The organism is Bradyrhizobium sp., assembly GCF_016462955.1.
Taxonomy (GTDB): Bacteria; Pseudomonadota; Alphaproteobacteria; order Rhizobiales; family Xanthobacteraceae; genus Bradyrhizobium.
In genome coordinates, this window is record NZ_JAEMSD010000218.1 from 1 (window position 1) to 10722 (window position 10722).

At 65.1% G+C, this 10722-nt stretch carries 12 protein-coding genes and 1 pseudogene; 9 read left to right on the forward strand and 4 right to left on the reverse strand.

The features are described 5' to 3' along the window. The 5 genes from JHD07_RS21370 to JHD07_RS21390 form a co-directional block, all read left to right on the forward strand. Window positions 1–1622, forward strand: a 1622-nt coding sequence (locus JHD07_RS21370; protein WP_291625491.1) for a long-chain-acyl-CoA synthetase, incomplete at its 5' end; no start/stop codon positions are given. Window positions 1623–1764: 142 nt separating this feature from the next. Further along, window positions 1765–2010, forward strand: coding sequence for an acyl carrier protein (locus JHD07_RS21375; RefSeq protein ID WP_015688794.1), 246 nt, complete (start codon window positions 1765–1767; stop codon window positions 2008–2010). Then, the gene (locus tag JHD07_RS21380) at window positions 1997–3379 is read left to right on the forward strand and encodes a class I adenylate-forming enzyme family protein (RefSeq protein WP_291625507.1); all 1383 of its coding nucleotides are present in this window, start codon (window positions 1997–1999) and stop codon (window positions 3377–3379) included. Before JHD07_RS21375 ends, JHD07_RS21380 begins: the two co-directional genes overlap by 14 nt. After that, a complete protein-coding gene (locus JHD07_RS21385) occupies window positions 3372–4094 on the forward strand; it encodes an SDR family NAD(P)-dependent oxidoreductase (RefSeq protein ID WP_291625509.1) in 723 nt (240 codons plus the stop codon). The genes JHD07_RS21380 and JHD07_RS21385 overlap by 8 nt, the downstream gene beginning before the upstream one ends. Window positions 4095–4221: 127 nt before the next feature. Further along, window positions 4222–4431: a hypothetical protein gene (locus tag JHD07_RS21390; protein WP_291625511.1), complete on the forward strand. Its 210-nt coding sequence runs from the start codon at window positions 4222–4224 to the stop codon at window positions 4429–4431. A gap of 69 nt (window positions 4432–4500) precedes the next feature. Here JHD07_RS21390 and JHD07_RS21395 read toward each other — a convergent pair whose 3' ends face one another. Then, window positions 4501–4890, reverse strand: coding sequence for a hypothetical protein (locus JHD07_RS21395; protein ID WP_291625525.1), 390 nt, complete (start codon window positions 4888–4890; stop codon window positions 4501–4503). A gap of 207 nt (window positions 4891–5097) precedes the next feature. Between JHD07_RS21395 and JHD07_RS21400 the strand changes: the two genes are divergently transcribed. Next, the gene (locus JHD07_RS21400; protein ID WP_291625514.1) at window positions 5098–6243 is read left to right on the forward strand and encodes a DUF3095 domain-containing protein; all 1146 of its coding nucleotides are present in this window, start codon (window positions 5098–5100) and stop codon (window positions 6241–6243) included. 24 nt (window positions 6244–6267) lie between these two features. Here the strand turns inward: JHD07_RS21400 and JHD07_RS21405 are convergent, their stop codons facing one another. The 3 genes from JHD07_RS21405 to JHD07_RS21415 all read right to left on the reverse strand — a co-directional run bounded on the left by JHD07_RS21405 (window position 6268) and on the right by JHD07_RS21415 (window position 8801). Next, complete coding sequence (locus JHD07_RS21405; protein WP_291625516.1) at window positions 6268–6702, reverse strand: DUF2147 domain-containing protein; 435 nt, start codon at window positions 6700–6702, stop codon at window positions 6268–6270. 104 nt (window positions 6703–6806) lie between these two features. After that, window positions 6807–8192, reverse strand: coding sequence for an MATE family efflux transporter (locus JHD07_RS21410; protein WP_291625518.1), 1386 nt, complete (start codon window positions 8190–8192; stop codon window positions 6807–6809). Between the two features lie 81 nt (window positions 8193–8273). Then, on the reverse strand, window positions 8274–8801 hold the full coding sequence (locus tag JHD07_RS21415) for a GNAT family N-acetyltransferase (protein ID WP_291625520.1): 528 nt from the start codon (window positions 8799–8801) through the stop codon (window positions 8274–8276). 243 nt (window positions 8802–9044) lie between these two features. Here JHD07_RS21415 and JHD07_RS21420 point away from each other — a divergent pair, with 243 nt between their 5' ends. The 3 genes and pseudogenes from JHD07_RS21420 to JHD07_RS21430 form a co-directional block, all read left to right on the forward strand. Beyond that, a complete protein-coding gene (locus JHD07_RS21420) occupies window positions 9045–9641 on the forward strand; it encodes a superoxide dismutase (protein WP_291625521.1) in 597 nt (198 codons plus the stop codon). Between the two features lie 276 nt (window positions 9642–9917). Continuing rightward, window positions 9918–10163: a hypothetical protein gene (locus tag JHD07_RS21425; protein ID WP_291625523.1), complete on the forward strand. Its 246-nt coding sequence runs from the start codon at window positions 9918–9920 to the stop codon at window positions 10161–10163. A 2-nt stretch (window positions 10164–10165) separates the two neighbouring features. Beyond that, window positions 10166–10690, forward strand: a pseudogene (locus tag JHD07_RS21430) (ABC transporter ATP-binding protein); the annotation flags it as partial. Window positions 10691–10722: the final 32 nt, after the last annotated feature.

Genomic DNA, 10722 nt, shown 5'->3' on the forward strand with positions numbered 1-10722 from the left:
CGCTCGACTATGAAGGCTTGTCGAAGCGGATCAACCGCTATGCCCGCTGGGCGCGGTCGGTCGGGGTGGCCAAGGGTGACACCGTCGCGCTGATGATGCCGAACGGCATTGACTATGTCGCGGCCTGGCTCGGCATCAGCCGGGTCGGCGGCGTGGTCGCGCTGCTGAACACCAAGCTCGTGGGGCAATCGCTCGCGCATTGCATCGACGTCGCCAAGCCCTCGCATGTCATCGTCGCGTGTGAGCTGATGCAGCCGCTGGAGAGCGCGGCGCCTCACCTGAAGACGGACGCGAAAGTCTGGACCCATGGCGATGCCCGCCGCGAGCGCGCGATCGACGTCGCGCTTGCCGCCCTCGACGACGGACCTCTCTCGCCCGAGGAGCATGGCGACGTCACGATCAACGATCGTGCGCTGCTGATCTACACCTCGGGCACCACTGGCCTGCCGAAGGCCGCCAGCATCAGCCACCGCCGCATTCTCAATTGGGGCCTTTGGTTTGCCGGCCTCACCGGTGCGACGCCGCAAGATCGGCTCTACGACTGTCTGCCGCTATTCCATTCGGTCGGCGGCATCGTCGCGCCATGCAGCATGCTGGCCGCGGGCGGCTCCGTGGTGATTGCGGAGAAATTCTCCGCCTCGAACTTCTGGTCCGACATCGTGCGGCACGACTGCACGCTGTTTCAATATATCGGCGAGCTCTGCCGCTATCTGCTCAAGGCGGCGCCTTCCGAATACGAGGGCCGGCACCGCCTGCGGCTCGTCTGCGGCAACGGCCTGCGCGGCGACATCTGGGAGGATTTCCAGGCCCGCTTCGCCATTCCACGGATCCTCGAATTTTACGCGGCGACGGAAGGAAATTTCTCGCTGTTCAATGTCGAGGGACAGCCGGGCGCGATCGGCCGCATCCCGCCGCTGCTCGCGCATCGCTTCCCGGCCAGTCTCGTCAAGCTCGACCCCGACAGCGGCGTGCCGCTGCGCAATGACGAGGGCCTCTGCATTGCCTGCGCCCGCGGCGAGACCGGCGAAGCCATCGGCCGCATCGGCACCGCCGATGAGGGCGGCGGCCGCTTCGAGGGCTATACCGACGCCGGCGAGACCGAGAAGAAGATCCTGCGCGACGTGTTTGCCAGGGGCGATGCCTGGTTTCGTACCGGCGATCTGATGCGGATCGATGACAAAGGCTTCTTCCATTTCGTCGATCGCATCGGCGATACCTTCCGCTGGAAGGGCGAGAACGTCGCGACATCGGAGGTCAACGATGCCGTGCGCGATTTCCGCGGCGTCGTCGATGCCACCACCTACGGCGTCGGCATTCCCGGCACTGACGGCCGCGCAGGTATGAGCGCGATCGTCGTGAACGAAGGTTTCGACATCGCCGCGCTGCCTGATCATCTCGCGCACCGCTTGCCGTCCTATGCCCGCCCGGTCTTCATCCGCATCTCGCGCGAGCTGGATGCCACCGAGACCTTCAAGCAGAAAAAGGGCGAGCTCGCCCGCGAGGGATTTGACCCGGCCGCGATCTCCGATCCGCTGTTCGTCCTCGATCCGAAGTCCGGTGCCTATATCGCGTTGGATGCCGAGGTCCATGCTCGCGTCAACGACGGCACGATCAGGCTGTAGCGCCCGGAAATCAGCAGATAGGTCCAATTTTATCTGAATTGTCCAAGCAGCCATTTACTTCTGTCGGGTAAACAGACGGCCATGGGGAGGCGGTCATCAAGAGCCGCCGCAACACGAAACGACAATGAAAAGCGAGCCAGCCATGTCGGTAAGGTCAAAGGTCATCGAAGCGATCCAGCAGATCGCCAAGGAACAGCACGTCACGCTTCCCGCGCTCTCGGACGATCTCTCCCTGCACGAGACGGGTTTCGACTCGCTCGCTTTCGCGATCCTGGTCGCGCGCCTCGAGGACGAGACGGGCGTCGACCCCTTCACGATTTCCGAGGACGCTGCATTCCCTGCTACGGTGGGCGATTTCGTGCGGGCCTACGAAAATGTCCCCGCGTGAGATCTTTGCGCTTCGCGACCATCTCGGCGCGGGGCTGACGGGCCGCACGATTTCGGACGCGCACGATGTCGTGTCGCTGACCGATATCCTGTCGAACACAGTTCTCGGCGGCCGCCTGCACCAACTGTCCGGCCGCGCCGTGCTCCTGAAGCTGTCCGATCAGCTCCGGTCGGGCCTTGCCATGATCGAGCTCGACGGCATCGCGCGTCGCATGCTGCTCTGTCCGCCCGATCTCGACCCGGCACATCTCGACGCGCTAATCGCGGATGCCGGGATCGATGCGGTCGTGACCGACGAGCCCGATCGCTGGGCGGCGTCCAGCGTGCCGCTGGTCGTTACCGTGCGCTTGCCGCTTCAAGCCACCGATCCTGCCAAATCTGAGCGCGCCACCGAATGGCTGATGCTGACGTCAGGCACCTCCGGGGTGCCGAAGATCGTCGGCCATACGCTGGAGGCGCTGACCGGCGCGATCGTCGCCGAGGGCCCTGGGCGCGGACCGGCGCCGGTATGGGCGACGTTCTACGACATCCGCCGCTATGGCGGCTTGCAGATCTTCCTCCGCGCCATTCTCTCGGGCGGCTCGATGGTGCTGTCAGATCCGCATGAAGCGCTCGGCGATCACGTCGCGCGGCTGAACGCGCGCGACGTCTCGCACATGTCCGGCACGCCCTCGCATTGGCGCAAGCTCCTGATGAGTGGTTCGGCCGCGCAATTTTCCCCGGCTTATGTGCGTCTCTCCGGCGAGATCGCCGACCAGGCCGTGCTCGACGGCTTGAAGGCGGCATTCCCCAATGCTTCCGTCGGCCACGCCTATGCCTCGACGGAAGCCGGCGTCGGCTTCGCCGTCAATGACGGGCTGGAGGGTTTTCCGGCCGATTATCTCGGCAACCGCAACGGCGTCGAGATGAAGGTCGTCGACGGCTCGCTGCGGATCCGATCGACACGCACGGCCCATGCCTATGTCGGCCGCAACGCGGCGCCGCTCACCGACGCCGACGGCTTCGTCGACAGCGGCGACATCGTCGAGCTGCGCGGCAACCGCTATTACTTCGTCGGCCGTCGCGGCGGCATCATCAATATCGGCGGGCTGAAGGTCCACCCCGAGGAGATCGAGGCGGTGATCAACCGTCATCCAGACGTGCGGATGTCACGGGCGAGATCGCGCCGCAGTCCCATCACCGGCGGCATCGTCGTCGCCGATGTGATCCTGGCCGACGGCGCCGATCCGGCCCGCGCGAAGGAGATCCGCGACCAGATCCTGGAGCAGTGCCGCGCCCGGCTCGCCTCCCACAAGGTACCGGCCGTGATCCGCTTCGTTGAGGCGCTCGACGTCACCCCGGCCGGAAAATTGGCGCGTACCGATGCATAACGTTCTCGTCACCGGCGGGAGCCGCGGCATTGGGCTGGCGATCGGCAAGCGCCTCGTCGCTGCCGGCTTCAACGTGATCGCGTCGGCGCGGCGCGAGAGCGAGGAGCTCAAGGCGGCGATCATAGCCTCCGAAGGGCGTTTGCATTTCCGCGCCTGCGACCTTGCCGTGATCGATGCGATCCCAGCCTTCGCAAAGCTCGTGCGCGACGAGTTCGGCCCGATCTACGGCCTCGTCAACAATGCCGGCCTCGGCACCGAGGGCCTGCTCGCCACCATGCACAATTCCGAAATCGAGGCACTGGTACAGCTCAACGTGCTGTCGCCGATCATTCTCACCAAATACGTGGCGCGGCAGATGATGGCCGATGGCGCGGGGCGCATCATCAACATCTCCTCGATCATCGCCACCACCGGCTATAACGGCTTGTCGGTCTACGGTGCGACCAAGGCCGCCGCCACCGGGTTCACCCGCTCGCTCGCGCGCGAGGTCGGCAAGCTCGGCATCACCGTGAATGCGATCGCTCCAGGCTTCATCGACACCGAGCTGACGCACAATCTGTCCGACGAAGGACGCAAGCGCATCGCCAGCCGAAGCGCGCTACGCCGCCTTCCGGAGACGGACGACGTCGCGCGCATGGTGGAATACCTTTTGGGAGAAGGCGGCCGCAACGTTACCGGGACGGTGTTCACGATCGACGCGGGGAATACGGCGTAGGCGGAACCCGGTCGTGGCAGTTTGCGTTGATCCGGCGCAATGACAGACAGCCGGATTTGGTCGTAAGATGCCCCGCAATCGATTGGGTTACGTCAATCGATCTGCCCTAATAGAAGGGGAGCAGTCGATGGCCACATCAAACATGACCGCTTCGAGCCAGGGCCGCGCGGAGCAATGCCCTCCCAAGCCGGGCGATGTCCGCTGCCCGCCGATGACGCATCAGAACTCCGGTAGTCACGGCCACGAAATGTACCCGCAGCAATTCGTCCGCTTGGTCGGCTGCCACGATGCCTCCATCGACACCTTGCGCAAGCGCCAGAGCGAGAAGCTGCATTAAGCATGATCCGGAAAAGTGCGAAGCGGTTTTCCGGAAAGATCATGCGCAGAACAATAACCTTTAAACGCTTCAGGTCCGATGCTGCTTCGGCAGGTCAATTCGTTCGTGTGAAAATTCCGGCGGCCCTTCGGTGAGCCGACGGATGCGGCGCTCGCGTTCGTCCGCCGGCAACGCGGGATCAAGCAGCGACTCGATCTCGTGCACTGCGATCTCTTCGATCTTGGTGGCTTCCGATGCGAGCGGGTGGACCGGTGTCGGCGCGGGAGGCGCGATTTTGAGGCCCAGCTCGATCAGCTTGCAGATCGCGTCCGAGCGGGTCAGGCGATGAGCTTCAGCCCATTGATCGACGGCGGCGGTCAGCCCCTCGGGCATCTTCACCGCGCTGACCGGATCGACGCCCGTGTGCCGGCGGACCGGAGAGGGCGAGTCCTTCTTGCCTAAATCGGACACCGCAATGATCCCCTGCGCCTCCTGGAGCTGACCGACGATAGCCGCTCTCTCCGGGCCGCCGTTTGATGCCGATCAATGACCCGCGGCGGAATTGCCGCGCGGCCGCATCTTGTTGTCCGGGCCCGTTTCGGCCAATGATTGAAAGGTCCGCCGGCCAGCGAACCCGGATCGATCCTGCCCCGTATTTTTCTTGCATTCCAACCATCCGGCATCCCGATGACCTCAGGCCAATCCTTTTATGGCGGCATTCCCGTCTTCCGAGGCTTCACCAGCCTGATGGATCCCTCGCTTTATGCCCCGCTGCCCGACGACTGGAGCATCGGTGTCGCCGACATCGTCGATTCGACCAAGGCCATCGCGGCGCAGCGCTACAAGGCGGTGAACATGGCCGGCGCCGCGGTGATCGCGGCGGTGACGAACGCGTTGGAGGGGCGCGAATTCCCCTTCGTGTTCGGCGGCGACGGCGCGAGCTTCGCGGTTGCGGCGGAGGATGTCGAACTTGCCCGCGAGGCGCTGGCGGCGACCGCGACTTGGGTGCGGGAAGATCTCGATCTGACCATGCGCGTGGCACTGGTGCCGGTCAGCGCCATCCGCGCGCAGGGGCTTGACGTGCGCGTCGCCCGCTTCGGGCCGTCAGCCAACCTGTCCTACGCGATGTTCTCGGGCGGCGGGCTCGCCTGGGCCGACGCCGCGATGAAGCGCGGCGAGTTTGCGGTCAAGGAGGCGCCGGCCGGCACGCAGCCCGATCTGTCGGGCCTGTCCTGTCGCTTCGAGGTGATTCCGGCCTCACGCGGGTTGATCCTGTCGGTACTGGTGATGCCGGCGCGTGGCGCCGATCCGCACGCCTTCCGCAAGGTGATCGAGGATATCATCCATCTCGTCGAGCGCAGCCCGGACGGTGGCCGCCCGGTGCCGCCGCAGGGGCCGCCGCTGAAATGGCCGCCGCAGGGGGTGGAATTCGAGGCCCGCACCAAGCGCGGCCGTTCGCTGCTCTTTCGTAAGGCCGTCGTGCTGGCCTATAATTTGTTCATCTATCTGGTCATGCGCTTCGACCTCAAGGTCGGGGGCTTCGTGCCCGCGGTCTACAGGCGTCAGGTGGTCGAGAACTCGGACTTCAGAAAATATGACGACGGTCTGCGCATGATCCTCGACTGCACGCCGCAGCTCGAACGCGCGTTGAGTGAGCGTCTCGCGGCGGCCGCGCGCGACGGTATCGTGCGCTATGGCCTTCACCGGCAAGATGCGGCGATGATGACCTGCTTCACGCCGTCGGTGCTGCGCAGCGACCACGTCCACTTCATCGACGGCGCGCGGGGCGGTTACGCCTCGGCGGCGACGGAGCTGAAAGCAATGACCGCGTGAGAAGATCGCGTCCGGGACACGAGACTACCGTCCCGCGCGCGTCCAGGTCTCGCCGCCGCAGAGCGCCCCGACGCAGCCTTCGACCCGCAGCGAGTCCGCACCCGTCAGGCTGATATTGCTCGCATAGGTGCTGCCATCGTCGGCGTTGTAGATCTGCCCCGACCATTTGTTCGGTCCCACCGGCTCCATGCCGCTGAACAAGGGCAGGCCGATCATCGGACGCCTGGCAAGTGCGGGATTGGGATTCTTGCTGTCGGTGGCGGGCTGGCCGGTCGAGGTGTCGTAGGGCTCGCGCAGCCAGACCACGTGCCCGCAGATGCCGCCGCCGCATTTGCTGATCTTCACGCGCGCATCGCCCGCCTGCGTGAGCCAGGTCCCGTCGGCGCTCTGCGCACGCGCGGCAGATGTGCCAAGCAGCGCGGTGAGGAGGACGATGAGAGCTGCGAATCTGGAAGTCATGGAAGGCCTCGAAAATGGAGCGCCTCAATAGCAGCCCGGCGGGATAGTGCAACGCCGGCTGGAATCACATTCCTGCGTTCAATTGCCGGATGTTCTACCTGCGCTCATTTGCCCCAGCGCACGAACGCGACCGAGGCCGCTGTCGAGAGTCCGAACACGACCATGGCGCCGCCGACCAGCGCGAACAGGGTCCAGGCCGGAGCTTGCGCGCTCATGAGCCCGACGCCACCGATCGCGACGATCAGGAGCCGCGCGGTGGAGGCGAGCACAGGACCGCCGACGCGCGCGGCGCCCTGCGAGGAGAAGTAAAGCGACACGCCCATCCCGAAGAACACGAAGGCCGGTCCGGCCCAGTGGAAATAGCTGTATGCCGCGGCGGTGACACCGGGATCGCGCGTGAAAAGTCCGACCCACAGCGATGGCGCGAGCGCGACGAGGAGGCCGATCAGGCCGACCGTGAGGCCGGAGGCCGCAGCCGCAGTCCAGGCCACGCGCCGCGCGCGCTTCACGTGTCCGGCGCCGATGGCGACGCCGACCATTGGCACCGAGGCGATGCCGAAGGCGAAGGTGATCGGAATCAGCAGGAATTCGAGCCGCGAGCCGATGCCGTAGCCAGCCAGCATCTCGGTGCCGAAGGTCGCGAGGATCTTCGTGAAGATCAGGATGGTGAGCACGGTCTGGAGCGGCGACAAGCAGGCTACCGCGCCGACCTTCAGGATGTCCAGGAACATCGCGCGCTCGAAATGAAAGGCGCGGACATCCAGCGGCAGCCGGCTGCGTCCGGACAGCAGATACCAGACGAAGAGGATCGCCGCGCAACTGAACGCGATCAGCTGGCCTGCTGCCACACCCGGCATGCCGAATTGCGGCACGCCGAACAGGCCGAGCCCGAGCGTGCCGCCGAGCGCGATCTGGACCACGCTCGCGCCGATCAGAACCGCCGAGGGCAGGCGCATGTCGCCGGTGCCGCGGATCACCGAGGCCAGCGTGTTGACGAGCCAGATCGCCACCGCGCCGGAGAACAGCACCTGTGAGTAGCTGCAGGCTTCTTCCAGCACGCGCTCGCGGCCGCCGAGCAGGGCGAAGAAGGAGCGGCCGAACACGAGCATCATCACCGTGAAGAGCAGCCCGCCGCAAAGGCCGATGATGGTGGCGTGCAGGGCCAGCGTCGCGGCGCGGTCGCGATCCCCCGCGCCGAGGGCGCGGCTGATCGCCGAGGAGACGCCGCCGCCCATCGCGCCCGCGCTCATCATCTGCGTCAGCATCGCGAACGGAAACACCAGCGCGATCGCCGCGAGCGGGATGGTGCCGAGCCGACCGATATAGGAGGTCTCGGCCACCGCAACCAGCGTGCTGCCGACCATAGCGATCATGTTGGGGATGGCGAGCCGCAGCAGCGTCGGCAGGATCGGTGCCGTCAGCAGGCTGGCGATGGAGGAAGCGACCGGTGCACGCGGCGGGATGGCGTCTAGGGGGGCGTAGATCGTCATGTTCACCGGGCGGAATATTGGATGATGTTCGACATACTATAGGGCGCGAATCGGCCGGCGCAGCCCTCGCTCACGCAGGGCTCACCACGGCAGGCCGCATAGGTCGATCGTGCCCAGCGTCGGCGCGCGGACGATGTTGAAGACGTAGGGCGCCATGTGGGTGAAGCGGATCCGCCCCTCCGGCTGTTCGCAATAGACCTCGCCCTTGAATGGCAGCCAACTCCGCGTCTCGTAGAACGAAAAATTGTGGGGTTCGCAGAACAGCAGGGCGAAGCGGGCGGCCTCGTTGGCCCTGATCGTGTGCACGGCTGCGTCGATCGCCACGGTCGCATAGCCGCGGCCGCGCCGGTCCTCGCGCGTGCAGACGCCGCCGATACCGCCAATATGGACCTTCTGTCCGTTCCAGGTAACGGTGCGGAAGTAGATGCCGACATGGCAGACCAGACCGTCCTCAGGCGTCTCGATCAGCACGCGCAGGTCGGCATTGGCCCATTTCACGTCAGCCCAAGGCTTGCCCGCGATCAATTGCGGTCCCCAGACCGCCTGATGCAGCGGCTCGGCCATCGGCCACGAGGCGTCGCCGTTCAGAATGTCGATCTCGATACTCATGGCCTCGTCCTTCACAGCTCCGCTTCGTGGCGCGTTCGTTCTGTCGTAAGCGCTTCAAAGGCAATGATATTCCATGACAAGCCGCAGGGTCGATCGACGCTACAGGTTGCGTTCAATTTGTGCATCGGGACGAGACCGCCGCATCACGCCTTTTCGCAAATTCTGAGGTATTTAATGGCGGCGGAACCTTCTATAAGGGGTGACCGTTAAATCTCGTTCCCCACCAGTTGCGGACAAGAAGCCATGACCTTTACGCTGCCCCCACTTCCTTACGCCTATGACGCCCTCGGCCAGTACATGTCGAAGGAGACGCTGGAATATCACCATGACAAGCATCATCAGGCCTACGTCACCAACGGCAACAACGCGCTCAAAGGGACCGAATGGGAAGACAAGTCCCTTGAAGAGATCGTCAAGGGCTCGTTCGGCAAGAACCCCGCGGTGTTCAACAATGCCGGCCAGCACTACAACCACATCCACTTCTGGAGCTGGATGAAGCCCAATGGCGGCGGCACCAAGCTGCCCGGCAAGCTCGAGAAGAAGATCAACGAGGACCTCGGCGGCTTCGAGAAGTTCAAGACCGACTTCCAGGCGGCCGGCGTCGGCCAGTTCGGTTCCGGCTGGTGCTGGCTCCAGGTCAAGAACGGCAAGCTCGAGATCTCCAAGACCCCGAACGGCGAGAATCCGCTGGTGCACGGCGCCACCCCGATCCTCGGCTGCGACGTCTGGGAGCACTCCTACTACATCGACTACCGCAACCGCCGTCCCGACTATCTGAAGGCGTTCGTCGAGAACCTCGTGAACTGGGAATACGTGGAGTCCCTGTTCGAGAAGGCCTAAGGCCTCGCTGTCATTCCGGGGCGCCCGCAGGGCGAACCCGGAATCCATTCGTCCACTCGGGCTGACACCCGATGGATTCCGGGCTCGGCGCTGATGCGCCGCCCGGAATGACGTAAACAAAGGCGGTCGCGGACGCGGCTGCCTTTCCTTGTCAGGACGTGCATTCCCTCGATCCGAGCCACCCAGTCTTGGGATTCCTCGTCGGATGCTTCGTGCGCCCCGGAATGCCGCCCCGGAGCCGTGGACAGGCGTGATGTTATAATATAACATCCTGCGATGGTTCCAGCCGCGTCCCACGTCCATCGTGACGACCATGCCCCCGCCCATTCTCATGGCCACCATCCGCATGGCCATGATCACAGCCATGCCCATACCCACGCCCATGTCCACGATGCGGCCTCGCCGCATCCGGCCCAGGCGGCGCCCTGGTCGATCCTGCGCATGACCATGGCGGGCCGTCTCGCGGCCGCGCTCGCCGTCTGCACCGTGCTGTGGGGCGTCGTTCTACTGGCGATGAGGTGAGGATGGCAGCGCTCCACTTTCACAACGTCACGCTCGGCTATGACCGGCATCCGGCCGTGCACCATCTCAAAGGCGAAGTCGCTTCCGGCGCGCTGGTGGCCGTGATCGGTCCGAACGGCGCTGGCAAGTCGACGCTGCTGCGCGGCATCGTCGGTATCCTCCCGCCGCTTGACGGCAGCATCCATCTCGGCGGGCTCGACAGCAGGGACATCGCCTACCTGCCGCAGAGCGCGGAGATCGACCGCAGCTTCCCGATCTCGGTGTTCGATTTCGTCGGCACCGGCCTCTGGCGCAAGGCCGGCCTGTTCGGTGGCATCGGCAAGGCCGCACGCGGCCAGATCCTGCGCGCGATCGCCGCGGTGGGCCTCAATGGCTTCGAGAACCGCCCGATCGGCACGCTCTCCGGCGGCCAGATGCAGCGCGTGCTGTTCGCGCGGGTGCTGCTGCAGGACGCGAAGCTGATCGTGCTCGACGAACCCTTCAACGCCATCGACAGCAAGACCACGGTCGATCTGCTCGCGCTGGTCTAGGATTGGCACGCCGAGGGCCGCACCGTGCT

Bases quoted from the DNA above. Each gene is read 5' to 3' on its own strand.
- JHD07_RS21375 (WP_015688794.1), top strand. From the start codon at position 1,765: ATGTCGGTAAGGTCAAAGGTCATCGAAGCGATCCAGCAGATCGCCAAG.
- JHD07_RS21380 (WP_291625507.1), top strand. From the start codon at position 1,997: ATGTCCCCGCGTGAGATCTTTGCGCTTCGCGACCATCTCGGCGCGGGG.
- JHD07_RS21385 (WP_291625509.1), top strand. From the start codon at position 3,372: ATGCATAACGTTCTCGTCACCGGCGGGAGCCGCGGCATTGGGCTGGCG.
- JHD07_RS21390 (WP_291625511.1), top strand. From the start codon at position 4,222: ATGGCCACATCAAACATGACCGCTTCGAGCCAGGGCCGCGCGGAGCAA.
- JHD07_RS21400 (WP_291625514.1), top strand. From the start codon at position 5,098: ATGACCTCAGGCCAATCCTTTTATGGCGGCATTCCCGTCTTCCGAGGC.
- JHD07_RS21405 (WP_291625516.1), bottom strand. From the start codon at position 6,702: ATGACTTCCAGATTCGCAGCTCTCATCGTCCTCCTCACCGCGCTGCTT.
- JHD07_RS21410 (WP_291625518.1), bottom strand. From the start codon at position 8,192: ATGACGATCTACGCCCCCCTAGACGCCATCCCGCCGCGTGCACCGGTC.
- JHD07_RS21415 (WP_291625520.1), bottom strand. From the start codon at position 8,801: ATGAGTATCGAGATCGACATTCTGAACGGCGACGCCTCGTGGCCGATG.
- JHD07_RS21420 (WP_291625521.1), top strand. From the start codon at position 9,045: ATGACCTTTACGCTGCCCCCACTTCCTTACGCCTATGACGCCCTCGGC.
- JHD07_RS21425 (WP_291625523.1), top strand. From the start codon at position 9,918: ATGGTTCCAGCCGCGTCCCACGTCCATCGTGACGACCATGCCCCCGCC.